This is a genomic window from Sulfuricaulis sp., assembly GCF_040901545.1.
Taxonomy (GTDB): domain Bacteria; phylum Pseudomonadota; class Gammaproteobacteria; order Acidiferrobacterales; family Sulfurifustaceae; genus Sulfuricaulis.
In genome coordinates, this window is the sequence record NZ_JBBDYL010000005.1 from 151039 (window position 1) to 176161 (window position 25123).

At 61.1% G+C, this 25123-nt stretch carries 23 protein-coding genes, 3 pseudogenes and 2 riboswitches; of the genes and pseudogenes, 20 read left to right on the forward strand and 6 right to left on the reverse strand.

The window, feature by feature from the left end; genetic code table 11:
* Positions 1–28: 28 nt before the first annotated feature.
* From pyk to WD823_RS01835, 5 genes and pseudogenes are all read left to right on the forward strand, one after another.
* Positions 29–1468, forward strand: a complete 1440-nt coding sequence (gene pyk, locus WD823_RS01815) for a pyruvate kinase (RefSeq protein ID WP_368427764.1) — start codon at positions 29–31, stop codon at positions 1466–1468.
* 39 nt (positions 1469–1507) lie between these two features.
* Positions 1508–1573 (forward strand): annotated as a pseudogene (locus tag WD823_RS01820) (hypothetical protein); the annotation flags it as partial.
* 52 nt (positions 1574–1625) lie between these two features.
* Positions 1626–1853: pseudogene (locus WD823_RS01825) on the forward strand (fructose-1,6-bisphosphate aldolase); the annotation flags it as partial.
* 169 nt (positions 1854–2022) lie between these two features.
* A riboswitch (cobalamin riboswitch) is annotated at positions 2023–2235 on the forward strand.
* 181 nt (positions 2236–2416) lie between these two features.
* Complete coding sequence (locus WD823_RS01830) at positions 2417–5242, forward strand: ribonucleoside-diphosphate reductase subunit alpha (protein ID WP_368427765.1); 2826 nt, start codon at positions 2417–2419, stop codon at positions 5240–5242.
* Between the two features lie 21 nt (positions 5243–5263).
* Positions 5264–6385 carry a ribonucleotide-diphosphate reductase subunit beta gene (locus WD823_RS01835; protein ID WP_368427766.1) on the forward strand — a complete coding sequence of 374 codons (1122 nt, stop codon included), beginning with the start codon at positions 5264–5266 and terminating at the stop codon, positions 6383–6385.
* A 51-nt stretch (positions 6386–6436) separates the two neighbouring features.
* Here the strand turns inward: WD823_RS01835 and metE are convergent, their stop codons facing one another.
* Positions 6437–8731: a 5-methyltetrahydropteroyltriglutamate--homocysteine S-methyltransferase gene (gene metE / locus WD823_RS01840; RefSeq protein WP_368427767.1), complete on the reverse strand. Its 2295-nt coding sequence runs from the start codon at positions 8729–8731 to the stop codon at positions 6437–6439.
* A 152-nt stretch (positions 8732–8883) separates the two neighbouring features.
* Positions 8884–9083, reverse strand: a riboswitch (cobalamin riboswitch).
* A gap of 77 nt (positions 9084–9160) precedes the next feature.
* Between metE and WD823_RS01845 the strand changes: the two are divergent.
* A pseudogene (locus tag WD823_RS01845) lies at positions 9161–9301 on the forward strand (fructose-1,6-bisphosphate aldolase); the annotation flags it as partial.
* 43 nt (positions 9302–9344) lie between these two features.
* Here the strand turns inward: WD823_RS01845 and WD823_RS01850 are convergent.
* Positions 9345–10289 (reverse strand): LysR family transcriptional regulator, encoded by a 945-nt coding sequence (locus WD823_RS01850; protein ID WP_368427768.1) that lies wholly within the window; start codon positions 10287–10289, stop codon positions 9345–9347.
* Positions 10290–10458: 169 nt separating this feature from the next.
* Here WD823_RS01850 and WD823_RS01855 point away from each other — a divergent pair, with 169 nt between their 5' ends.
* The 3 genes from WD823_RS01855 (at position 10459) to WD823_RS01865 (ending at position 12926) form a co-directional block, all read left to right on the forward strand.
* Positions 10459–11880 carry a form I ribulose bisphosphate carboxylase large subunit gene (locus WD823_RS01855; RefSeq protein WP_368427769.1) on the forward strand — a complete coding sequence of 474 codons (1422 nt, stop codon included), beginning with the start codon at positions 10459–10461 and terminating at the stop codon, positions 11878–11880.
* Between the two features lie 22 nt (positions 11881–11902).
* On the forward strand, positions 11903–12271 hold the full coding sequence (locus WD823_RS01860) for a ribulose bisphosphate carboxylase small subunit (protein WP_368427837.1): 369 nt from the start codon (positions 11903–11905) through the stop codon (positions 12269–12271).
* Between the two features lie 346 nt (positions 12272–12617).
* Positions 12618–12926, forward strand: coding sequence for an Lpp/OprI family alanine-zipper lipoprotein (locus WD823_RS01865; RefSeq protein WP_368427770.1), 309 nt, complete (start codon positions 12618–12620; stop codon positions 12924–12926).
* A gap of 1 nt (position 12927) precedes the next feature.
* Here WD823_RS01865 and WD823_RS01870 read toward each other — a convergent pair whose 3' ends face one another.
* Positions 12928–13917 (reverse strand): L,D-transpeptidase family protein, encoded by a 990-nt coding sequence (locus tag WD823_RS01870; protein WP_368427771.1) that lies wholly within the window; start codon positions 13915–13917, stop codon positions 12928–12930.
* Between the two features lie 30 nt (positions 13918–13947).
* Between WD823_RS01870 and WD823_RS01875 the strand changes: the two genes are divergently transcribed.
* From WD823_RS01875 to WD823_RS01915, 9 genes are all read left to right on the forward strand, one after another.
* The gene (locus tag WD823_RS01875) at positions 13948–14298 is read left to right on the forward strand and encodes a PQ-loop domain-containing transporter (RefSeq protein WP_368427772.1); all 351 of its coding nucleotides are present in this window, start codon (positions 13948–13950) and stop codon (positions 14296–14298) included.
* 4 nt (positions 14299–14302) lie between these two features.
* Complete coding sequence (locus tag WD823_RS01880; RefSeq protein WP_368427773.1) at positions 14303–16258, forward strand: LTA synthase family protein; 1956 nt, start codon at positions 14303–14305, stop codon at positions 16256–16258.
* 1 nt (position 16259) lies between these two features.
* Positions 16260–16973 (forward strand): phosphatase PAP2 family protein, encoded by a 714-nt coding sequence (locus WD823_RS01885; RefSeq protein ID WP_368427774.1) that lies wholly within the window; start codon positions 16260–16262, stop codon positions 16971–16973.
* Positions 16974–17429: 456 nt separating this feature from the next.
* Positions 17430–17939, forward strand: coding sequence for a sigma-70 family RNA polymerase sigma factor (locus WD823_RS01890; protein WP_368427775.1), 510 nt, complete (start codon positions 17430–17432; stop codon positions 17937–17939).
* On the forward strand, positions 17936–18694 hold the full coding sequence (locus WD823_RS01895) for an anti-sigma factor (RefSeq protein WP_368427776.1): 759 nt from the start codon (positions 17936–17938) through the stop codon (positions 18692–18694). The genes WD823_RS01890 and WD823_RS01895 overlap by 4 nt, the downstream gene beginning before the upstream one ends.
* 152 nt (positions 18695–18846) lie before the next feature.
* On the forward strand, positions 18847–19335 hold the full coding sequence (locus WD823_RS01900; protein ID WP_368427777.1) for a GFA family protein: 489 nt from the start codon (positions 18847–18849) through the stop codon (positions 19333–19335).
* Between the two features lie 73 nt (positions 19336–19408).
* Positions 19409–19669, forward strand: coding sequence for a SemiSWEET transporter (locus tag WD823_RS01905; RefSeq protein ID WP_368427778.1), 261 nt, complete (start codon positions 19409–19411; stop codon positions 19667–19669).
* 73 nt (positions 19670–19742) lie between these two features.
* A complete protein-coding gene (locus WD823_RS01910; RefSeq protein WP_368427779.1) occupies positions 19743–20654 on the forward strand; it encodes a phosphoribosylaminoimidazolesuccinocarboxamide synthase in 912 nt (303 codons plus the stop codon).
* Between the two features lie 101 nt (positions 20655–20755).
* Positions 20756–21376, forward strand: a complete 621-nt coding sequence (locus WD823_RS01915) for a cation transporter (RefSeq protein WP_368427780.1) — start codon at positions 20756–20758, stop codon at positions 21374–21376.
* A gap of 168 nt (positions 21377–21544) precedes the next feature.
* Here WD823_RS01915 and WD823_RS01920 read toward each other — a convergent pair whose 3' ends face one another.
* The 3 genes from WD823_RS01920 to WD823_RS01930 form a co-directional block, all read right to left on the reverse strand.
* Complete coding sequence (locus tag WD823_RS01920; RefSeq protein ID WP_368427781.1) at positions 21545–21940, reverse strand: type II toxin-antitoxin system VapC family toxin; 396 nt, start codon at positions 21938–21940, stop codon at positions 21545–21547.
* Positions 21916–22149, reverse strand: coding sequence for a type II toxin-antitoxin system Phd/YefM family antitoxin (locus tag WD823_RS01925; protein ID WP_368427782.1), 234 nt, complete (start codon positions 22147–22149; stop codon positions 21916–21918). The genes WD823_RS01920 and WD823_RS01925 overlap by 25 nt, the downstream gene beginning before the upstream one ends.
* A 180-nt stretch (positions 22150–22329) precedes the next feature.
* Positions 22330–22644 carry a phosphoribosylpyrophosphate synthetase gene (locus tag WD823_RS01930; RefSeq protein WP_368427783.1) on the reverse strand — a complete coding sequence of 105 codons (315 nt, stop codon included), beginning with the start codon at positions 22642–22644 and terminating at the stop codon, positions 22330–22332.
* 212 nt (positions 22645–22856) lie between these two features.
* On the opposite strand from WD823_RS01930, the gene WD823_RS01935 reads away from it, so the two are divergent.
* Together WD823_RS01935 and WD823_RS01940 are read left to right on the forward strand one after the other, a co-directional pair.
* Complete coding sequence (locus WD823_RS01935) at positions 22857–23228, forward strand: hypothetical protein (RefSeq protein WP_368427784.1); 372 nt, start codon at positions 22857–22859, stop codon at positions 23226–23228.
* A gap of 89 nt (positions 23229–23317) precedes the next feature.
* Positions 23318–25045 carry a copper resistance system multicopper oxidase gene (locus WD823_RS01940; protein WP_368427785.1) on the forward strand — a complete coding sequence of 576 codons (1728 nt, stop codon included), beginning with the start codon at positions 23318–23320 and terminating at the stop codon, positions 25043–25045.
* The last annotated feature ends 78 nt before the right edge of the window (positions 25046–25123 follow it).

A 25123-nucleotide genomic window follows, 5' to 3' on the forward strand; every position in this document is an offset into this window, starting at 1 on the left:
CGCTTTTTATTTTTGATAGGAGTCAACATTGCTGCGTCGAACGAAAATTGTCGCCACACTGGGCCCCGCCACGGACGATCCTAAAGTTATCGGCAAACTGATCGATGCTGGTCTGGACGTGGCGCGCCTCAACTTCTCACACGGTACCCACGAGGTTCATGTCAATCGCGCCAGGGTTGCGCGTGAATCCGCCGAAGCGCGGGGCCGAACGGTCGGCGTGCTGGTCGATTTGCAGGGACCGAAAATCCGCGTCGGCAAGTTCAAGGAGGGCGGCGTCGTACTGGAGGAGGGAGCCACTTTTATTATCGACACTGATTTTCCTCTTGACGGGGGGACAGTGGAGCGTGTCGGAACCACGTACAAGACTCTGCCGCAGGATGTCGTTCCCGGCAGTATCCTGCTGCTCGATGACGGGCGCATCTCGCTGCAGGTTGAAAAGGTGGAAGGTACCAGGGTCATATGCCGGGTGGTTGTCGGCGGTCACCTGACCGACAACAAAGGCATTAATCGCCAGGGCGGTGGCCTGTCCGCGGCGGCGCTCACCGATGCGGATCGTGAGGCCATCAAAGTGGCGGCTGCCATCAAGGCGGATTATCTGGCCGTGTCTTTTCCATCCCGCGCAGAGGATGTGGAGGAGGCGCGACGTCTGTTTCACGATGCGGGGGGGCACGGGGGGATCGTTTCCAAGATCGAGCGCGCCGAAGCGATCGAGAATATCGAAGAGATTGTGCGCGCCTCGGACGTGATCATGATTGCGCGCGGCGATCTGGCGGTCGAGATCGGCGATGCCGCGGTGCCGCCGATCCAGAAGCGCATCATTCGCATGGCGCGCAAGCTCAACAAGATCACCATCACCGCCACCCAGATGATGGAATCCATGATCGAGAATTCGCTGCCGACGCGTGCCGAAGTTTCCGACGTGGCCAATGCCGTGCTGGACGGCACGGATGCCGTGATGCTGTCGGCCGAGACCGCGGTCGGCAAGCACCCGGTCGCCGCGGTGGCGGCCATGGATCGGGTCTGCCGCGTGGCGGAGATGGAGGAAGAAGCCACCCACTCGGAACATCGCATGAGCGTAACGTTTGAGCGCGTCGACGAGGCGATCGCGATGGCGACCATGTATACGGCCAATCATCTCGACGTAAAGGCCATCATCGCGCTCACCGAATCCGGCGGGACGCCGTTATGGATGTCGCGCATCAGTTCCGGTGTTCCCATTTATGCCTTGACGCGCCAACTGGAGACAGGCAGAAAGATGAGTCTCTTTCGCGGCGTTTGCCCCGTGGTGTTCGATCCGGGAACATCCGATCACGCGATAATAAACCAGGAAGCCGTCGAGGAACTGCGCCGACGCGGCGCGGTGCGTGATGGGGATCAGGTTATCATCACCAAAGGCGATTTGTCGGGCATCATGGGTGGCACCAATACGATGAAGATCGTCACAGTGAGCAAGCTGCCCGCTGCCTGATTTTTCGGAATAATCTTTCATTCACTTTTTTGGGGGCTCATGGTTTTAATCACGCTGCGCCAGCTTCTGGACCATGCCGCCGAGCGGGATTACGGGGTCCCGGCGTTCAACGTCAACGATCTCGAACAAATGCGCGCCATCATGGAAGCGCCCATGCTTGCACATGGCGTCCACCGGCGCGGTGCGCCAGTTCCCGGCCGGGAACAAGAAAGAATTCGACCCGCGCAAATGGCTTGCCGTCGCGACCAAAGCCATGAAAGAAATCTGCAAGGCGCGCTATGAGTCTTTTGGCTGCGCCGGACAGGCCTCGAAAATCAGGGCGTTTTCGCTCGATGCCATGACCAACCGCTATGCCAAGGGCGAGGTTGTGTCGAGTAGTCAATAACTAAGGGGCGGGCGACCGCCCCTAAGTTGTTTGCAGAACCTGTGTAATGTCGTCACGTCCCACGGCGGACGTTGGGTTCTGTAAGCAAGCAACACCCGCGACGCATCCTGCCGAAAGCGTACGCCCCATCTGACCACTATATCTTGAGTTGACTCAGTGTAGTCTACACAATATATTGTGTTTTCTTGGTGCCTCGGGTGTTATACCTGAGGCGTAGAAAGGGAATCCGGTGTAAATCCGGAACGGTCCCGCCGCGGTAACGGGGACAGGCTGCCGCACACGCCACTGGGTTTAAACCTGGGAAGGCGCAGCAGCCGCGACGCAAGACCGTTTTGCGTCGCCACCCGAAGTCCGAAGACCTGCCAAGCACAGCACACCTCGCAATCGATCGGCTGGTGACCCTCCGGGGTTTGTATAAGCCGGTTCTGGCTACGAGAGTCCTCGTGGATTGGGACTTCGGGATGACCACGAAACTAGGTTCCGCCTCGCGGTTTTCGTGTTTGCCTAATGCCTCCTCCCTGGGACTGGTGCTGCCGGCTCAACGCTCACCCGAGGAGGAATGTATGCACGCCACATCCGTCGCTTCGCCGTCGCCACCCGTTCGCACACCACCGTTCACCGACAGCCCGGCGCTGCCCGTACCGAACAACCTGCATGTCATCCGGCGCAACGGCGCGGCCGCGCATTTTGACGCCAACAAGATCGCCGTGGCGATCAGCAAGGCGTTTCTCGCCGCCGAGGGCGGCACGTCCGCGGCCTCGGCGCGCGTGCGCGAAATCGTCGCCGGTCTGACGCGGCAGGTAGTGCAGGCACTCACCCGCCGCCTTCCAGGCGGCGGCACGCTGCACATCGAGGACATCCAGGACCAAGTCGAGTTGGCGTTGATGCGCAACGGCCACCACGAGGTAGCGCGCCGTTACGTGCTCTATCGCGAAAAACGTGCGCACGCACGCGCCGCCGAACAACCGCCCGAACCGCCGGCGCCCGGCCTCAACGTGCGCACAGCGAACGGCGAACTGCGTCCGCTCGACCGTAACCGCCTGGCGACGGTCGTGCGCGAAGCCTGCGCCTGCTTGAACGAAGTCGACGCCGAACGGGTGTTGCACGCCACCCTCAAGAACCTGTTCGACGGCGTGGACGAAGGCGACGTGATGCAATCGGCGATTTTATCCGCGCGCGCACTGATCGAGACCGAGCCAGATTACACCTACGTCACCGCGCGCCTGCTGCTCGACACCTTGCGTCACGAGGTGCTGGGCGACGCGGCGACGCACGCGCAGATGCGTACCCGCTATGCCGAATATTTCGACCGATTCGTGCGCACGGGCGTCGAGGCCGAACTGCTCGACCCGCGTCTCGCCGAATTCGATCTGGCGCGCCTGGGCGCGGCGCTGAACCCCGACCGCGATCTGGCGTTCACGTATCTCGGCCTGCAAACCCTGTACGACCGTTATTTCTTGCACATCCGGGATCGGCGCATCGAATTGCCGCAAGCGTTCTGGATGCGCGTGGCCATGGGGCTCGCGCTCAACGAGATTGACCGCGAGTCGCGCGCGATTCAGTTCTACGAGGTACTGTCGAGCTTCGACTTCGTGTCCTCGACGCCGACGTTGTTCAACGCCGGCACGCTGCGCTCGCAGTTGTCATCGTGCTACCTCACCACCGTAGCCGACGATCTCGACAGTATTTACGGCGCGATCAAGGACAACGCGCTGTTGTCGAAGTATGCCGGGGGCCTCGGCAACGATTGGACGCGCGTGCGCGCGCTCGGCTCGTGGATCAAGGGCACCAACGGCCGCTCGCAGGGCGTGATTCCGTTCCTTAAAGTCGCCAACGACACCGCGGTCGCGGTCAACCAGGGCGGCCGGCGCAATGGGGCGGTGTGCGCGTATCTCGAAACCTGGCATCTCGACATCGAAGAATTCCTGGAACTGCGTAAGAACACCGGCGACGACCGTCGTCGCACGCACGACATGAACACCGCCAACTGGATTCCCGATCTGTTCATGCAGCGCGTGCGCGAGAGAGGCGAGTGGACGTTGTTCTCGCCGTCCGACGCGCCCGACCTGCATGATCGCTACGGCCAGGCATTCACCGAGGCCTATCTGGGTTACGAACAAAAGGCCGCGAGCGGCGAGCTGAAACTGTTCAAGAAGATCCGCGCACAGGACTTGTGGCGCAAGATGCTCACCATGCTGTTCGAAACCGGGCACCCGTGGTTGACGTTCAAGGACCCGTGCAATGTACGCAGCCCGCAGCAGCACGCGGGCGTGGTGCATAGCTCGAACTTATGCACGGAAATAACCCTGAATACCTCGGACGAAGAGATCGCGGTGTGCAACCTCGGCTCGATCAACCTGGTGCGGCACCTGGATCCGAACAGCGGCCTGGACTTCGACAAAGTGGGCCGCACGGTGCGCATCGCCCTGCGCATGCTGGATAACGTCATCGACATAAATTACTACGCGGTGCCGCAGGCGCGCGCCTCCAACTTGCGGCACCGTCCGGTCGGCCTCGGGCTCATGGGTTTCCAGGACGCGCTGTTCAAGCGGCGCATCCCCTATGCCTCCGACGCGGCGGTGGAATTCGCCGACGAAACCATGGAGGCGATCGGCTATCACGCCATCCTCGCCTCGACCGAGCTGGCGGCCGAGCGCGGGACGTACCCGAGCTACGCCGGCTCGCTGTGGAGCCAGGGCATTCTGCCGATCGACAGCATCGGGCTGTTGGCCGCGCAGCGCGCCGCGTGGGACGGCGCGTTACGGATGGACCGCGGCACGCGGCTCGATTGGCAACCGGTGCGCGAGGCCATCGTCCGGCACGGCATGCGCAATTCCAATTGCCTGGCGATCGCGCCGACCGCGACCATCTCAAACATCGCCGGGGTCGGTCAGAGCATCGAGCCGACGTATCAAAACCTGTTCGTGAAATCCAATCTCTCGGGCGAGTTCACGGTATTGAACGAGTACCTGGTGCGCGACCTGAAGGTGCGCGGGTTGTGGGACGCGGTGATGGTCAACGACCTCAAGTACTTCGACGGGCGCGTCGCGCCGATCGATCGCATCCCGGAAGACCTTAAGGCGCTTTATGCCACGGCCTTCGAAATCGAGCCCGCGTGGTTGATCGAGTGCGCGTCGCGCCGGCAAAAGTGGATAGACCAGGCGCAAAGCCTCAATTTGTACATGGACGAGCCCTCGGGCAAGAAGCTGTCCGAGATGTATCTGTTGGCGTGGGAGCAGGGTCTGAAGACGACATACTACCTGCGCACGCTGGGCGCCACCGCGGCGGAAAAATCCACCATCGCCGACGGCGCGCTAAACGCTGTACCAGGGGACGCCGCGCCGAAGGCGTGCGCCCTCGACGATCCCCATTGCGAATCCTGTCAGTAATACCACTCGGAGGAATACAACATGCTGACGTTTGACGATGCCATTCCCGCCGCGCCCAAGGGCGCCGGCTTGCAGCCCAACCCCAACCTGCCCGCGTTCGCTCGGAACAATAACGGGGAGAACCTCGGGCGCGTTCGCGTGGAGGACAAGCGCATCATCAATTGCCAAGCGGACGTAAACCAACTGGTGCCGTTCAAGTACAAATGGGCGTGGGAGAAGTACCTCGCCGCCTGCGCCAACCACTGGATGCCGCAGGAGATCAACATGAGCCGCGACATCGCGTTGTGGAAAAGCGCGAACGGGCTGACGGAAGACGAGCGGCGCCTGGTCAAGCGCAACCTCGGCTTTTTCGTCACCGCCGATTCGCTCGCCGCCAACAACATCGTGCTCGGCACCTATCGCCATATCACCAATCCAGAGTGTCGCCAATACCTGCTGCGCCAGGCGTTCGAGGAGGCGATCCACACCCATGCCTATCAGTACATCGTCGAAAGCCTGGGGCTGGACGAGGGTGAGATCTTCAACTCCTATCATGAAATCCCCAGCATCCGCGCCAAGGACGAATTTCTGCTCGAATTCATTCAAACGCTGACTGATCCCGACTTTCACACCGGCACGCCCGAGAACGACCAGAAATTGCTGCGCGCGTTGATCGGCTTCGCCGTGATCATGGAGGGGTTGTTCTTCTACGTCGGTTTCGTGCAGATCCTGGCGCTCGGCCGCCAGAACAAGATGACCGGCGCGGCGGAGCAGTATCAGTACATCCTGCGCGATGAGTCCATGCACTTGAACTTCGGCGTCGACGTCATCAACCAGATCAAACTGGAAAACCCGCACCTGTGGAGCGAGTCGTTCCAGCAAGAAGCGATCGGGTTGATCCGCAAGGGCGTCGAACTGGAACACCGCTACGCCGTCGACACCCTGCCGCGCGGCGTGTTAGGACTCAACGTCACCATGTTCGACGACTACCTCAAGTTCATCGTCAACCGCCGCTGCCAGCAGATCGGCCTGCCGGTGCAGTATCAAGGGATCACCAATCCTTTCCCATGGATGAGCGAGATGCTGGATCTGAAAAAAGAGAAAAACTTCTTCGAGACCCGCGTCATCGAGTATCAAACCGGCGGTGCACTGAGCTGGGACTAACCGCACAATGCGCACGCCGGGCCCAACGAGCCTGGCGTGCACCCCGGTCCATTAGTTTTCGGCTTGCGGGGGCGCTGTTCGCAACACCCGCGCCGCCGCCACCATGTTGGCGAGCGCCGCTTCGACCTCCGGCCAGCCGCGTGTCTTCAAACCGCAATCGGGATTGACCCACAGTTGCTCGGGCGGCAGCACGCGGCGCGCTTTACGCATCAGCCGCACCATCTCGTCCGTGTCCGGCACGCGCGGGCTGTGGATATCGTAGACGCCCGGGCCGATCTCATTCGGATATTTAAAGTTGACGAAGGCATCGAGCAATTCCATGTCCGAGCGTGACGTTTCGATGGTAATGACGTCGGCGTCCATCGCCGCGACCGCCTCGATGATGTCGTTGAACTCGGCGTAGCACATGTGAGTGTGGGTCTGGGTATCGTCGCGTACGCCGCTCGCGGCGATGCGGAACGCGCGAACTGCCCAGGCGAGATAGACCGGACGGTCGGCAGCGCGCAACGGCAGGCCTTCGCGCAGCGCCGGCTCGTCGATTTGGATGATCTTGATACCGGCCGCTTCCAGGTCCCGCACCTCATCGCGGATAGCGAGTGCGATTTGCAACGCGGTGTCGGCGCGCGGCTGGTCGTCGCGCACGAACGACCACTGCAAGATGGTCACGGGGCCGGTGAGCATGCCCTTCATGGGTTTGCGGGTGAGCGACTGCGCGTACACGGCCCACTCGACTGTCATCGGCCCAGGGCGCGACACGTCGCCGTAGACGATTGGCGGCTTGACGTAGCGCGAGCCGTAGCTCTGCACCCAGCCATGGCGGGTGAAGGCAAAGCCCTCGAGCTGCTCGCCGAAATACTCGACCATGTCGTTGCGCTCGGCCTCGCCGTGCACCAGCACATCGAGGCCGATCTGTTCCTGTTTGCTCACGGCGAGCGCGATCTCGGCGCACATCTTTTCTTTGTATTGCGCTTCGCTCAAGCGCCCGGCCTTGAAGTCGCGCCGCGGGGCGCGGATGTCCGCGGTCTGTGGGAATGAGCCGATGGTGGTGGTTGGGTACGGCGGTAGCTTGAGGCGCTGCTGCTGCGCCGCGTGCCGTTGCGCAAAGGGACTCGTGCGGTGCTCATCTTTAGCGGCCAGGGAAGCCGCGCGCTGTCGCACCCGCGGGTTGCGTATGCGCACCGAGCTTAGGCGTGTCCGGCGCGCGGCGCGGACCGCCTCCATCTCCTCGAGCACGCTGTTCGCGCCGTTTTCGAGCGCCGCCTTGAGCACGCTCAGCTCGTTCATTTTCTGCGTCGCAAAGGCGAGCCAGTATTTTAGTTCCGCATCGAGTTTGTCCTCGCGCTCGAGGTCCACCGGCACGTGCAGCAGCGAACAGCTCGGGGCGAGCCACAAGCGTTCGCCGAGCACGTCCGCGGCACGCCTCAAGATCGCCAGAGCGTGATCGAGATCGACGCGCCAGATATTGCGCCCGTCGATCACTCCGAGAGAGAGGATCTTGTTCGTTGGCAGCTCCGCGAGCACCGCGTCGAGTTGGCTCGCGCCGCGCGCGAGATCGATGTGTAGCCCGGCTACCGGCAGGCGACAGGCTATGGCGATGTTGGCGCCCAAGCTTTCGAAATACGTGACGATCAGAAGTTTTACCGGCGTATCTCGCAGCGCTTCATAGGTGCGGGTGTAGGCCGCGCGCCATTTTTCCGGCAAGTCCAATACCAGCGCCGGCTCGTCTACCTGCACCCATGCCACGCCCATGGCGCCGAGGCGCGCAAGAATTTCCCGATACACCGGCAGCAGGCGATCGAGCAGATCGAGACGATCGAAATCGCCTCCCTTGGCTTTGCCGAGCCACAGATAGGTGAGTGGGCCGACCAACGCCGGTTTGACGCGGTAACCCAGTGCCTTGGCCTCGGCGACCTCGTCGAACAGCCGGTGGGAGGCCAGGCAAAAGCCCTGGTCCGGCTGAAACTCCGGGACAATATAGTGATAGTTGGTATCGAACCACTTGGTCATCTCGCAGGCATGCGTGGCCTTGCCGCTAGGTGCGGTACCACGCGCCATGCGGAAATAGGTGTCGAGATCGACGTCTCCGCCCGGCCATTCAAAACGCGGCGGCACGGCGCCGAGCGTCGCACTCATGTCGAGCACCTGGTCATAGAACGAGAAGTCGCCCGCCGTAACGAAATCTAGACCCACGTCCCTTTGTTGCCGCCAATGGCGTGCGCGCAGTTCGCGTCCGGTCTGTACCAGCTCCGCCCGCGGACTCTCGCCCTTCCAGTAACTCTCCACAGCGGTTTTGAGTTCACGTCCCGCGCCGATGCGCGGGAAACCCAGAATATGTACCGTCGTCATGATTGCTCCGTTTGCCCGGGTCTCGCCGGGAGAGTTAAAGAAAAAACAGCTCGGGGTCGAAGCGGAAAGAGGAGCGGCGGACGACAACGCGCATTCCCCAACAACGGGTAATTACGTGGCGACGTCCTGACATCCCAATTCACGAGGATCGCAGGCTGTGTTGGCGCTTTGGCAGGTCTTCGGACTTCGGGTGTGACGCCGATGGCGTCACCGCTGACACGCCTTCCCGGGTCTAGCCCAGTGGCGTTTGTGGCAGCCTGTCCCCGTTACCGCGGCGGGACCGTTCCGGATTGACACCGGATTCCCTCTTACCTCCGCCCGTGAAGGCGGAACCAAGCAAGCACAGACTAACCGCCCGACGATAGGCGGTCAATGAGTGTGCGTCATTCTTGATTCCGGGGGACAAACCTTCTTCGGTAGCTTGCCGTCGCGACCAAAGCCATGAAAGAAATCTGCAAGGCGCGCTATGAGTCTTTTGGCTGCGCCGGACAGGCCTCGAAAATCAGGGCGTTTTCGCTCGATGCCATGACCAACCGCTATGCCAAGGGCGAGCTGGAACCATGTGTGAACTGTGCCAATCCGTCACACACACGCAAGCACATCGACAGCCGGATCAGTGACGGCGGGCCTTCGCGGATTTCCCCTGTGAACGCTTCATGTCCCGCGTTGCGGTGTGTGTTTCTTCGAGAATGAAAATTTTAAACGCCTGAGCGGCGGCCGAGAGGCGTTTGCCACGCCGGTGTACGACATACCAGTGGCGTATGATCGGTAAGTCCCGGATATCGAGCACCACGAGGCGTTTCAGCGCCAGCTCCTGATCGATGGTCGCACGTGACAGCAACCCAAGGCCCAACCCCGCTTGCACACCTTGCTTGATGGCTTCGTTACTGCCAGCTTCCATGCCGGTCTTGATCCGCACGCCGTGTTCGCTGAAGAAACGTTCCATGGCGCTGCGGGTGCCCGATCCCGGCTCGCGGACGAGAAACACCGTGTCTTGCAACCGCGTCAGCGGAATCCGCTTTTCCCGCGCCAGCGGATGATTCGGCGTAGCGACAATCACCAGCCGGTTTTCCATGAAGGCATGCGCTTCGACGTCGAGCCCGTCAGGCGGCTGTCCCATGATGACGAGATCCACCGTGTTTTCGGCAAGCTGGCGCAAGAGCGTCTCGCGGTTGGTGACTTCGAGGCTGATCGTTACCTGCGGATAGCGGCGAGAATACTCCCCGAGCAGCGCCGGGATGAAGTAATTTGCCGTTGAAGCGACCGAGAGACGCAGCCGTCCACCGCTCAAGCCTTTGAGGTGGTTCAGCACCGTCTCAAGCTCATCGAGCTGCAGGTGAATGGCGCGCGCGTACGTCAATGCCTCGCGTCCCGCTTCGGTGAGGTGTATGCGTTTTCCAAGCTGCTCAAACAGGGGGACGCCCAGCGCCTCCTCGAGTTGTCGTACCTGCATGGACACGGCGGGTTGAGTCAGAAACAACTCCCGGGCGGCGCGGGTATAATTCAGATGCCGTGCCACGGTTTCGAAAACCTTGAGTTGCCGCAGTGTAAGGTGCAAAGAACCCCCAGCGATTTATCATAAGTAATAGCTTATTATAAACACAAAATATCATGAATGTTATTTATGGCAAGACAGGGCTACGCTGTGTTGTGTCCTGCCGGCCCCACGGGTCGGAGGGCAATTTGAAACTCCACATCGCATGGCCATTATTCAGCGAGGGAAGTGTATGGCGGGCAAAATGAAAACTTACCAGGCGGGCGTCAAAGCGTATCGCGAGACCTATTGGGAGCCGGACTACAGGACACGGGACACCGACATCCTGGCGTGCTTCAAGATCACCCCGCAGTCGGGGGTAGCGCGTGAAGAGGCGGCGGCCGCCGTGGCCGCCGAGTCTTCCACCGGTACCTGGACCACGGTGTGGACGGATTTACTGACCGACCTGGAACATTACAAGGGGCGCGCCTACCGGATCGAGGATGTCCCGGGCGATGACACCTGCTGTTACGCCTTCGTCGCGTATCCCATCGATCTGTTCGAGGAAGGCTCGGTGGTGAACGTGTTCACTTCGCTGGTCGGCAACGTGTTCGGCTTCAAAGCCATCCGCGCGCTGCGTCTCGAGGATGTGCGGTTCCCGTTGGCCTATGTCATGACCTGCGGCGGTCCGCCGCACGGTATCCAGGTTGAACGCGACAAATTGAACAAGTACGGCCGTCCGCTGCTCGGTTGCACCATCAAGCCCAAGCTCGGGTTGTCGGCGAAAAATTACGGCCGCGCGGTGTACGAATGCCTGCGCGGCGGCCTGGATTTCACCAAGGACGATGAAAACGTCAACAGCCAGCCGTTCATGCGCTGGCGGCATCGTTTCGAGTTCGTCATGGAAGCAGTCCGCCAGGCCGAGCAGGAAACCGGCGAGCGCAAGGGCCATTATCTGAACTGCACGGCGCCGACTCCGGAAGCGATGTACCAACGCGCGGAATACGCCAGGCAGCTGGGCGCGCCGATCATCATGCACGATTATCTGACCGGAGGATTTTGCGCCAACACCGGACTCGCCAACTGGTGCCGCGAGCATGGCGTGCTGCTGCACGTTCACCGCGCCATGCACGCGGTGCTCGACCGCAATCCGCACCACGGCATCCATTTCCGGGTCTTGGCGAAGGCCCTGCGTCTCTCCGGCGGCGATCACCTGCATACCGGAACGGTGGTGGGCAAGCTCGAGGGCGATCGAGCCTCCACGCTGGGGTGGATCGACCTGCTGCGTGAAAAATACATCGAGGAAGACCGTCGCCGCGGAATTTTCTTCGACCAGGATTGGGGCACGATGCCGGGAGTGTTCGCGGTTGCCTCCGGCGGCATCCATGTGTGGCACATGCCGGCCCTGTTGGCGATCTTCGGTGACGATGCGGTTTTCCAGTTCGGCGGCGGCACGCTCGGCCACCCGTGGGGAAACGCCGCCGGCGCGACCGCGAACCGGGTGGCGCTTGAGGCCTGCGTGGCCGCGCGCAACGAGGGGCGTGCCGTCGAAAAGGAGGGCAAGGAGATTCTCACCGTGGCCGCGCGATCCTGTGCCGAGCTCAAGGCCGCCATGGATACGTGGAAAGAAATCAAATTCGAGTTCGACACCGTCGACAAGCTCGATGTGGCATGAACTTTCGATTGAGGAATCCGTGGTGCGCGAAATCAATGACTCCAACTCCAATCTCACCGATTCATCCGCCAGGAGATTCGAGACATTTTCATATTTGCCGGCGCTGACGACGAATGCAATCCGCAAGCAGGTAGAATACATCGTCAGGCGCGGTTGGGATCCGGCCATAGAGCATGCCAAGCCGGAAAATGCCCGCGAACGCTACTGGTCCATGTGGAAGCTGCCGCTGTTCGGCGAATCCGATGTCCAGAAGATTCTGTCCGAAGCCGAAGCCTGTCTGCGGGCTTACCCGGAAAATCACGTGCGCCTGGTGGGTTACGATCGGTACCGGCAGACGCAGGGCACCGCCATGGTGATCTTTCGCGGCGTGGCGGATTCCCGCGCGCGCTGATCGGAGATAGCTCCGGCACTCCGGGGCGCAGACCGTGTTCGGCTAACGAGGATACGGATTACCAGGGAGGCCAGTCACCACCACGCATGCGGTGAATTTGCGGTATATCGACATTTCAGAAGAAGTTTTTCCAGCGCCAAGCCACCTGGATTATAAAAGTCGAAAATCGCGCATTGGCGCATGTACCGTATATCGGTAGACTAGGCCTTACACTTGGGGAAAAATATACAAACCCACGGAAATGGTGTTCGATCTGGCACAGTGAAATGGCAGCCGTGCCGTGTAAGACCCAGGACGTAGTAATTGACTTTCTGCAGAAATTTAATTTAATTAGGAGGAATACTTTATGACTTTCACCGCACTTCGTGCATTCGGACTTCCAGCGGCATTGTTCGCCCTTGTTCTCGGGGCTGGCTGCGCCTCAACACCCACGGATGACTCGGGAAAATTGGCGCAAGACGCCATGAACAGGGCGGATGAAGCGAACCGCGCCGCCTTGGACGCGGCCGCCCTCGCCCGTTCGGCGAAAGAAGAAGCCGCCGCTGCCCGTGCCGCCGCCGAGGCCGCGCGCCGCGCGGCCGAAGAGGCCAAGGCCGCCGCCATGCAGACCAACGAAAAGATTGATCGCGCATTCAAGAAGTCGGTGCAAAAGTAAGTTAGTGCGAGATAGCCACGGGAACACCACGCGTCTCGACAGCCGCGTGGGTCACCCGCTCCCAGTCCACACGCGCTGATTGCCGGTTGGTGGCGTCGACCACCACGCGCGTCGCCGGAGTAAGGTTGCGACTCGCGCCGGTATCAAGCTTTTCAAGTGGCGGATGCGCTTCGAAGTAAAGCACGCCGCGATTCCAACCGGCCTTGTAAGGCTGATTGACGATCCGTACCGGCGTTCCTATTGGCACTTCACTGAACAGCAAGCGAATATCTTCCGGATACATCCGCACGCACCCGTGTGTCACGCGCATGCCAATTCCGTATGGCTTGTTCGTTCCATGAATGAAGTAACCCGGAATACCGAGTTGTATGGCATATTCTCCGAGCGGATTGTCGGGGCCGGGCGGGACCATGGCGGGCAGGTAATCTCCCTCCGCCGCATGTTCGGCCCTGACCGAGGCGGGAGGATACCATGGCGGATTAACGACCTTGGCCGTCACGCGTGTCAGCCCCAGGGGTGTTGACCAATCCATCCGGCCGATGCTCACGGGAAATGTCATGACCTTCGCCGGTTTTCCGTTTTGCGGTGGCGGGTAATAATAAATCCGCATCTCGGGGAGGTTGAGCACGATACCGCTCTGCGGCGTGTCCGGGAGAATATGCCACGTGGGAACGATGACGCCCGTTCCTTCGCCGGGCAGCCATGGGTCGACCCGCGGATTGGCGTGCACGATTTCGTTGAAACCGACGAAGTTAGCGCGGGCGATGTCGGACAGCGTGTCCTCCTGGTGCGCCCGCACCACCGTGATTTTACCCACGAGCCCGTTTTCCGCCGATGGTACGTCGAACATCTGCGCCGAAACCGCGTGGGTGGCAAAAACGCTCGCTAGCACGGTAATGATTATTTCGGCAACACGGTTAGCCGTGGCGCCCTTGTTTGGGAGTGCCCGCGAAATTTCGACTCGAGAGTCCGGGGACTTCGTTGTGTCCATGATGCAAGAATATTCCACTTCAGTTACCACATGCAAAACCGGTGGCTACGGTCTCCATTTCGGATCGCCGCGGCCAGGCGTGCCTTTGGAGTTCAAAACTTCATAACCGGATCATTATATGTGGATTACGCCAATATCTTGGTTCTCGTTGCCGGCGCCCTGACTACCCTGGCTTTCGTGCCACAAGTCCTTAAAACCCGGAAATCCAAGCATGCCGGAGGCACATCATTGACCGGCACTTGCTTATCGTCGCCACCGACCGGCTTTCCGCCTTCGATGCGGTACGGCCTGATGCTCATGCGGGGGTTCCTCCTTTCGTGGATAATTGTGTTTTTAGCGATCGCTCTTCGACGGCGATGGCCGCTGTTTCGGAGACAATAGAATAATGCAAGGAAATCCGCGAGGATCGGCCGCGTGGCTGGCGGAAAGAGGGCTGCTGTTGTTCATCGCGCTGCTGGTGCTGGTCGCGCTCGGTATCTTCACCACCACCCGGATCGTTCTGGCGCTCTACACGGGCATGGACAGCGTCCCGCTGTCCGGCTGGCCGCGTTTCCTGGCCGTGGGAGTGTGGTTCGACGTGGCCGTCCTGTGTTACCTGCTGGTGCCGTTCCTGTTGTACGAAGCCGCGTTCGGTAACCGCTGGCGCCCGGCGGGCTGGCAGCGCTGGGTGCGCTACGGGGTGTTCTGGTTTGTGACGGCGGCGCTGTTGTTCAATGCGCTGGCCGAACTGCTGTTCTGGATCGAGTTCGAAACCCGTTTCAATTTCATCGCGGTGGATTATCTCGTCTACACCCGCGAGGTGATCGGCAACATCCGCGAGTCTTATCCTGTTCTGCCTTTGCTGCTGGCGGTTGCCGTGCTGGCCGCCCTCTTGACCTGGGCGCTGCGCGGCCCGCTGGCGCTGGCGTTCAGCGTGCGTCTGGCGCGCGGCGCGCGCCGCCACCTGCTGCTGGCCGCGATACTCCTGCCGCTCGCCAGCGGTTTGTTCGCGAACATCGACCAGATGTACGGCCACGGAAATAATTTTGTCGAGGAGCTTTCCGGGAACGGTCTGTTTTCATTCGCTAGCGCGTTCCGGCGCAACGAGCTCGACTACGAGCGCTGGTATGCGACGATGCCGCAGGCGCGCGCGGACCGCATCTTGTATGACCTCGGCGTCGAGCGCGTGCCGCTTTCCGTCGTGCTTAAAAAGCGCCATTCGGTTCCCGAGGCACAGGAACCCACCCCCGATTTCCTGCTCCGGCGTCCGCGCCACGTGGTGCTGATCACGGTCGAAAGCCTGTCCGCGGAGTATCTCGGAGTCTACGGCTCGCGCCAGGGCCTGACGCCCCGGCTCGACGAGCTGGCGCGCCACGGCGTGCAGTTCGACCGGGTGCTGGCCACCGGCACGCGCACGGTGCGCGGTCTCGAGGCGCTGTCGCTCGGCACGCCGCCGGTGCCGGGGCAGGCCATCGTGCGCCGGCCCAGCAACGAGCATCTCATCACGATCGGCGAATTGCTCGAGCATCTGGGTTTTGCGACCTCTTTTGTGTACGGCGGTTACGGCTACTTCGACAACATGAACGCGTATTTCGCCGGCAACGACTACGTCACCCATGACCGCACGGATTTCCCGAAAGAATCGGTGACCTTCGAGAACGTCTGGGGCGTGGCCGACGAAGTTCTTTTCAACAACGCTTTACCCCTGCTCGACAAGGCCGGAAATAACGGCAAGCCGTTTTTCATGCACATCATGACCACCTCCAATCACCGTCCCTATACCTATCCGGACGGGCGCATCGACATTCCCTCGCCCGGCGGGCGTGAAGGCGCGGTCAAGTACACGGATTTCGCCATCGGCCAGTTCATCGAGCAGGCGCGGCGCCATCCCTGGTTCGACGACACGCTGTTCGTCGTCATTGCCGATCACTGCGCCTCGGTCTCCGGCAAGACCGAATTGCCGGTGGCGAAATACCATATCCCGCTCATTCTCTATGGACCCAAGATAGTCAGGCCCGGCCACTTTTCGCGCCTGGTCTCCCAGATCGACGTGCCGCCCACCATCTTCGCCATTCTCGGGGTGGAAGGCGACGATCATTATTTCGGCAATCCGGTTCACGAACAGGAGCTGACGGGAGAGCGGGCGTTCGTCAGCAATTACCAGTCGCTCGGTTACTACAAGCAGGACATCCTTACCGTGCTCAAGCCCAAGCGCAAAATCGAGAGTTTCAAAATCGATCCGAAAACACTGGAAGCAACGCCCATACCGATCAATGAAACGCTGCGCGATGAGGCCATCGCGTACTATCAGACGGCGTCCGCGGCGTTCAAGTACCGTAAACTCATGGCGCCGGGCTACTGACGTGCGCCAACCCGCGCGCCTGGCCACTGCCGTGTCACGGCCGCTGCGCGAACTGTGGTGGCTGGTCGGGGCCCTGGCGTTGATCATCCTGCTCGCGCGTCACACCCCGCTCGATCACGCGCTGACGGGGCTTTTCTATGATCCCGCCGCACGCCAGTTTCCGCTGCGCGACCAGCCCTTCTGGGCGGCGATCATGCATACGGGACTCAAGTACCTGAGTGTGGCCGTATGGTTCGCGCTCCTGCTGTGGTGGGTAAGCCTTCGACGTCGGCCTTCCCGGCAGCCGCTGCGCCGCGCCATCGGCTTTACACTCCCGGTTGCGTTGCTGGCCTCGCTCACCGTGTCATCCCTGCGCGCCCTTTCCGCGCACAGCTGCCCCTGGGAGTTGAACTTGTTTGGCGGAAGCGCCGACTATTTCCGGTTCTTCGATGCTGTGCCCCTGAATCCCGGCTCCGGACGCTGCGCCCCGAGCGGCCATGCCGCGTCCGGATTCGTCTGGCTCGCCGGTTATGTCGCATTGCGCGGTGTCGATCGCACGGCGGCGCTTTCCGCGCTGGCCTTCAGCCTGGTGCTGGGTGCCCTGACGGGGCTGACGCAGATCGTGCGCGGCGCGCATTTTCTTTCCCACGTGCTGTTGACGGCGTGGATATGCTTCGCCGTCGCCTGGTTGTGTGACACGGTGTACAAGATGTGGCGCAGGCATCGCGCAGGGTGACGCGACCCACGCGGCCGAAGACGCCGACGCGCGCGCCGCGGCCTGCGAGCGGGCGGCGATGCCAAGTTATTGTGGTGCAGGTAAAGGCTCGAGGTTGACGGGTCGAAGGTTAGGGAGATTACCGGTGGAACTCAAGGGATCATGCCACGGCAGGAGCGTCACATTCACCGTCCCGTCGCCACATCCGTACCCGTTCAATCTCCGATATTGCTGGTGCTGCCGCGGAGGGCAGGCAGTCAGGGAATAAAGCGCTCGTTCAAGCGTTTACTCCATGTATGCCATCCCTGGGGGCGAGCGGGACCCCCGAAGGCTGAAGTATTAGCGGATCGGAGATCCGGACAGACCGTGAATTCCGGCTCGCAGTCCGCGACGGTAAAGCTGCCGCGCACCATGACCGGGCCGGGCTCTAGCCGGAGGGAGCCGAGCTCGCTAAAGTGGTGTCGAAGGTGGCCACGCATGCAGAGCATCGAACAGCAGGTTGTTGAACACATACCGCGGCTGCGGCGGTATTCGCGCGCGCTGTTGCGCGGCGACGTCGCCGCCGCCGACGACTTGGTCCAGGATTGTCTGGAACGTGCGCTGAGCCGCCAGCGGCTGTGGCGGCACGATTCCGATTTGCGCGCGTGGCTGTTCACCATCATGCATAATCTTTACGTCAACCGGCTGCGGCGCGCGGGCCACGAGGCGACGTTCGCGCAGGCGCCGGAAGAAATCGAGGAAATCGCCGCGCCGCCCGCGGCCGATCCCGTGTCGCTGCTGGAACTCGAACGCGCGTTCTCGCGGCTGCATCCGGACCAGCGCGAAATCCTGCTGCTGGTCGCGCTCGAGGGCCTGAGTTACCAGCAGGTCGCGACGATCCTGAGCGTGCCGGAGGGCACCGTGATGTCGCGCCTGGCGCGGGGGCGCGAGCGGCTGCGCCGCGCGCTCGAGGGAGGTGCCGAAGTGACCCTGCGGAGAATCAAATGAACTATCGCACGCCCATTACCGAAGCCGACCTGCATGCCTACGTCGACGGCCAGCTGAACCCGGAGCGGCGTCAGGAGGTCGCGGCCTACCTCGCTGAAAACCCCGGGGCGGTGGCGCAGGTGAAGTCTTACCGTGACTTCAACCAGGGTTTGCGCGCGCTCTACGACCCGGTGTTGTCCGAACCCCTGCCGCCGCAATTGCGCGTGACGCCGCGTCCGCGGCGCCGGCCGTGGCGCGTCGCGGCGGTGTTCGGCTGGGTGGCGCTGGGCGCCGTGCTCGGCTGGGTCCTGAAGCCCGCCGTGTTATCCGTCGAACCGGGCCCGCGGCAGTTGCTCGCGCAGCCGGCGGTGTACGCGCACCGCGTCTTCGCCGTCGAAAAGCTGCATCCGGTGGAAGTGACCGCCGAAGACGAGCAACACCTGGTCAAGTGGCTGTCGCGCAGACTGGAGACGCCGTTGAAGGTACCGAGCCTCGCGGCCCAGGGATATGCGCTCGTCGGGGGGCGGCTGCTGCCTTCGACCGATCTCATGGCTGCGCAGTTCATGTATCAGAAGCCGAATGGCCGGCGCATCACGCTCTATATCCGCCGCGGCGTCGGGAGCAACGTAACCAGCGGTTTCAGCTACCTGCACGCCGACAGTGTCGGCACCTTTTACTGGGTCGACGGCCCGCTCGGTTACGCCCTCTCGGGCGACGTGGACAAGCCCGAATTGCTCGCGCTTGCGCGCGCCGTTTACCAGTCGCTCACGGATTGATCCCCGCGCGCCGGTCTCCTCGGCGCCGTTCGGCCTCGATTGAAAGCTGTTTCTTCACCGCCGCCAACCATGTTCCGCTGACAATACGAAATCAACCCTTGGAGGTGTAGGCTAAGCCCTGGTTCTGACGAACGAATGCCGGGAGATTACCCATGGAACTCAAGGGATCATGCCACTGCGGGAGCGTCAGATTCACCGTCCAGTCGCCGCACCCGTATCCGTTCAATCTTTGTTACTGTTCGATCTGCCGCAAGACTGCGGGCGGAGGGGGCTATGCCATCAACCTCAGCGGCCACTACAAAACGATGAAGGTTACGGGCAAGGCAAATATTTCCGTCTACCGCGCACGGCTGCGCGACGAAGCCACCGGGAAAATCACCAAGAGCACGGGACGCCGGCATTTCTGCAAGAAATGCGGCAGCGCGCTGTGGCTCTGGGACCCGCAGTGGCCGGAGCTGGTGCATCCGTTCGCCTCGGCGATCGACACCGATCTTCCGGTTCCGCCCGAGCGCACGCACGTGATGCTGGGATCGAAAGCGAACTGGGTGCCGGTCCTTGCCGGCAAGCGCGACAGGAAGTTCGACGAGTACCCGGAAGAATCCATCGCCGAGTGGCATCAGCGATTGGGGCTTGAAGGTTGAAGCGCAACAGCGGCGCCCGCCGGCGCGCCTGAGGAACAGGTACAATCCCGCCATTGGTCTTGGAGCAATAAAAATGAACCTGGAATCTGCCAATACACTCGGCCTCCTGGCCGGTACCCTGACCACGGTGGCCTTCGTTCCCCAAGTCGTCAAGATCTGGAAATCAAAACACGCGCGCGACATTTCCTCCGGCATGTTCGCGATTTTCAGCTTAGGGGTGCTGTTGTGGCTGTTCTATGGCATCCAGATAGAAGCCTGGCCGGTAATCTTCGCAAATGCTTTGACGCTCGGATTATCGCTGACGATTCTGGTTTTTAAGATTAAGTACCGGTAGCGCTATCCGTATAGTGCCTGTCGGCCCGAACGGTTAGAATCGCCTTTTTTCGATTCATCGCTCGGGGTGGACCATGCCGGAAACACTGTTTCAGTCTGACATTAACAGCTTGCGGCTGCGCAATCGGGGAAAGGTGCGCGATATTTACGATGTCGACGACCAGCATCTGCTGATCGTCACGACCGACCGGCTGTCCGCATTCGACGTGGTGTTGCCCGACCCCATTCCCGGCAAGGGCGCGGTGTTGACCGCGATGTCGAATTTCTGGTTCGCGCGGACGCATAGCTTGATCCCGAATCAGCTTACCGACATACCGCTTGCCTCGGTCCTCAAGGATCCCGGCGAACGCAAACAGGTGGAAGGTCGCGCCATCATCGTGAAGAAACTCAAGGCGTTGCCGGTGGAGGCCGTGGTGCGCGGCTATCTTGCGGGGAGCGGCTGGAAGGAATACATGCAGAGCCGTACCGTGTGCGGTATTCAATTGCCGGCGGGTCTCAAGGAAGCGGATCGACTGCCCGAGCCGCTGTTCACCCCTTCCACCAAGGCGGATATCGGGCAGCACGACGAGAACATCAGTTTCGAAAAGGCTGCCGAACTCCTGGGCCGGGACATGGCGGAGAAGGTAAAGAACGCGAGCCTGACCATATATAAGGAATGCGCCGCCTATGCGCTGACGCGCGGGATCATCATTGCCGATACCAAATTTGAATTCGGCCTGGACGATAACGGCACGCTTACGCTGATCGATGAAGTGCTGACGCCCGACTCCTCGCGCTTCTGGCCGGCGGATTCCTACAAACCGGGCTCAAGTCCCCCGAGCTACGACAAGCAATACGTGCGCGATTACCTCGAGGGTCTTGGGTGGGACAAAAAGCCCCCGGCGCCCAAACTGCCTGCGGCAGTCATTGCGAAGACCGCGGAAAAATATCGCGAAGCCCTGACGCGGCTGACCGGCGGCGAAACCGGTACGCGCGCTGTCAGGTAGTCCTTGTTCCTGGGAAAGCGACCAGCGACACGGCATTTCGTCTTTTTAATTACGGAGCTTGATTCAGCTATATCATTATTAGACATTTTTCAGGACAGACAATGGCTGATTGTTGCAACGACAAAGCTTGCGAGATCGAGGCGCTTCGTAATCGCCAAAGCTCGACGCTTAAGATAGTGCTGGGTATTAATGCTGTCATGTTCGTAGTAGAACTCACAGCGGGACTAGTTGTTGGTTCCGTCTCGCTGGTTGCGGATTCGCTGGATATGCTGGGTGATGCACTGGTCTACGGCTTCAGCATTTACGTTGTTGCGCGCGGCGCAATAATGAAGGCCAATGCAGCCCTGTTCAAAGGCGGCATCATGGCGGCCTTTGGTTTTTTCGTTCTTGGGCAAGCAGTTTACAAGATCGTTTTCCCGCACGTTCCAGTATTCGAGGCCATCGGTGTAATTGGCCTGCTGGCGCTTGTCGCGAATAGTATTTGTTTTGTTTTGCTCTGGCGGCATCGAGCCGATGACATAAACATGACTTCAGTTTGGTTGTGTTCTCGCAACGACATCATTGCGAATGTCTCGGTGTTGTTTGCCGCCGTGGGAGTATGGCTTACCCGTTCAGGTTGGCCCGACATTCTGGTTGGCCTGGCACTCGCCGCGCTCTTTCTTCGATCAGCGCTGTTTGTGCTGCGTGGAGCAATTACAGAGCTTCGAGCAATTAATGCCTGACAGTTGCTTGTAGGTTGATGTGAATGTAATGAACCCCAACAAGCAAGCTTACGGTTCGAAGTTGGGCTTCACCGGCGTTCAGCCCAACCTACGTTGAATGATTTTTTGTGCCACGGCCTCGGCGACTTTCATCCCGTCCACGGCGGTGAAGATGATGCCGCGGTAGACTTACCAGATAGACAGCTTGTGGTGGGCGCGTATCGATCTGTCTTTGGTGATCAACGGAATATCCATCGCTGCCGATTCCGCGGCGATCAGGCGGTCGAAGACATCCCGCGTCCAGTCCATCTCCGCCGCCGCGCGGACAATCCGCTCAAGGTTGACGTCGGACAGCCGCAGGCCGATCCGGGTCAAGAGGTGCCGGATGATTTCGGCCGGCTTGACGCGAACGCGGCCGATCTCGTGGAGGAATTGCAGTTCGAGCTCGACCATCCATGAGATAACCAGATCGTTGTCTTCGATGGCTTCGGCCGCGGCCTGGCTCAGGCGGTCGGTGAGCGCGTCATAAAGCCAGACAACGACGTGCGTGTCGAGATAGGCTAGAGATTCCTTCCTTTTCGCCATTTTCCTGCTTTGAACTCAACGAGGTCTTCGGGGTTACCGACGATGGCCTTGTGCGGCGTGAGGCGCGCGAGCTTGCTGGTTTTCACTACGGGCACGATGCGCAGTTTGTGCCCACGACGACTGATTTCGACCGGGACACCGGTCTTGATGATGCGGTCAACCACCTTGAACAATTGTTGACGCAGGGTAGTGAGGGAAATCTGGCTCATGACGGCGACTCCATGCACGATATGTACATATTATAGAATGTGTATGTACATGTCTACGGGGACATAACATGCGGCCGGCTGGTTACTGCAAGCTTGGAACAGCGCCGATGCGACGCGGGGCGCCGAAGCGGCTTGCCGGGTGAGCGGGCAAATGGGGTTGGAAATATAACGCGTTCGCGGTTAGACATGCTCCCGCTTTTTGATACCTTTCAGAAAGACCGCGAGCGCGGGATCGGCATAGACACCGAAGGCGTCCACCACGATGCCACGCACGCCGTCATCACTTTCGATGGCGTACACCACCGACATGTCCTCGGGATCGCTCGCGCCCTCGAAGCGATGGTGCTCCACGATGACCAGTTCGCCGGGCCGGAACATGCGGCCGCTCGTGACTTCGCTCAGCGTATTGTCGCGGATCTGGAAATTGGCGGTATAGCCGCGCCGGCGCAGATCGTCGATGGCGTCGATTTCGCTGGCGTATCCGGGCTCTTTCATGCGGCACTCCTGAACGATGCGGCCGGTGCGTGCGGATGACTCCGCGCAGCCGGTTGGCTCAAGCGCCTGAATAATATCGAAAACGGCTCGGATGCGAAAATCCCCGCTGGCTGACGTGTCCGGCGGCGCTCGACGGCGGGAACTTCCGGCGCCGGACCACGGTCGTACCGAGGACATGTTTGCCGGAAACGGTATCTGTTAAAGTTCGACGCATGCTTCACTCCTATTTCATTAAACGTGCGCTGACGCTCCTGTTGGCCGTGAGCGTGGTATTTGCGCCACTGGCGTCGGCATTGGCCACCGGGGCCGGGAGCGACGGGGCGCACGCCGCGCATGTTTCGCATGGCGGTGACCACGGCGCGGGCGGGCCGGTCCAGGCGGATCAACCGTCGAAGCCGTGCACCGCGCACGCTGCCTGCGCCGGTCCGTGCTGTGCCGGCTGTGCGAATTGTTTCGGCGCGGTTTCCCTGGTCCAACCGCTGCACGTCCATTCGCATCCGGTAACAACGCCGGTTCTGTCCCGGCTGTATTCATTCGTTCTCATCGCGTCACCCGACCGTCCCCCGCGTTCACTCTCCCTGTGATTTTCGATTGTTGACGGCGCCATAGCGCGTCGTGTCGTTACGTACGGCGAATCATCAGTTTTTTGCTTTCATGTATTCGGGAGATCGATATGTCTAAACGTCGTGATTTGATGAATCGGCCGCGCCGGCAATTTCTCCGGGGCCTGGCCGCCGGCGGTGTCGTGCTGGGAATGGCACCCTGGCTCAAGCCGGACTGGGCGCGCGCGGCCGGCACCGCCACGGGCAGCGCCCCGGTGCTCACCGGCACCGAGTTCGATCTCACGCTAGCGGAAACGCCGGTCGATTTCACCGGCAGCCCGCGCATGGCCACCACCATCAACGGCGCGATCCCGGGACCTGTCTTGCGCTGGCGTTTGGGCGATACCGTGACGCTGCGAGTCACCAACCGGCTCGCCGAGGACACCTCCATTCACTGGCACGGCATTCTGCTGCCGTACCAAATGGACGGTGTGCCGGGCATCAGCTTCCCGGGCATTCGTCCCGGCGAGACCTTCACCTATCGCTTCAAGGTCGCGCAGACCGGCACCTACTGGTACCACTCCCATTCCGGCATGCAGGAGCAGACCGGCATGTACGGCACCATCGTTATCGATCCGCCCGGCAAGGATCCGATCCACGCCGACCGCGAATACGTCGTGCAACTGTCCGACTGGACCGATGAAAGCCCGATGCGGGTGCTCACCAAACTCAAGGCGCAAAGCGATTATTACAATTTCAACCAGCCGACGGCGGTCGAGTTCTTCCGTGATGTGTCCCGGGACGGCGTATCGGCCGCCCTGGCGAAACGGCGCATGTGGAACCAGATGCGCATGAACCCGACCGATCTGGCCGACATCTCCGCCTACGGTTACACCTATCTCATGAACGGCGTCACGCCGGCCGGCAACTGGACCGGCCTGTTCCGCCCGGGCGATAAGGTGCGGTTGCGCTTCATCAACTCCGGCGCGATGACCTTTTTCGACGTACGCATCCCCGGGCTCAAGATGACCGTGGTTCAGGCCGACGGCCAAAACGTCGACCCGGTCACGGTGGATGAAATCCGTATCGGCGTGGCCGAAACCTATGACGTGATCGTCCAGCCCCAGGACGAGACCTACACGATCTTCGCCCAGTCCATGGATCGCACCGGCTTCGCCCGCGGCACCTTGGCGGTTCGTGCCGGCATGACGGCGGCGGCGCCCGCGCCGGACGCGCCCGAGCCACTCACCATGGGTGACATGATGGGCGACATGGGCGGTGGCATGGGCGCGATGGATCACAGCGCCCACGGCGGCATGGACGTGGGTGCCGGCACCGCACGCGTGCGTCATGCCAGGACCGAGTACGGTCCGAGCGTCGACATGCGCGTGGACACGCCGCGCACCAACCTGGACGACCCGGGCATCGGTCTGCGCAACAACGGCCGGCGCGTACTTACCTATGCAGATTTGCACACCCTCGGCGGACCGATAGACCGGCGAACAGCGGAGCGGGAAATCGAGCTGCACCTCACCGGCAATATGGAGCGTTATTCATGGTCGTTCGACGGACTGGAATTCGGTAAATCCACGCCGGTGCATTTCCGCCACAACGAGCGGCTGCGCGTGCTACTCGTCAACGACACCATGATGACTCATCCGATGCACTTGCACGGCCTGTGGAGCGAACTGGAAAGTCCTGACGGGCGTTTTCAGGTGCGCAAGCACACCATTAATGTGCAGCCGGCGCAGCGTGTGAGCTTTCTCGTTACCGCCGATGCCTTGGGCCGGTGGGCTTGGCACTGTCATTTGCTGCTGCATATGGATGCCGGCATGTTCCGCGAAGTGGTGGTGGCATGAGCAGGGCGCAGGGGCCCCACGCGCAGCGTGGGGATGCAACCGTGGCGAATGCCACCGACCACCGACACCACGGCAGCG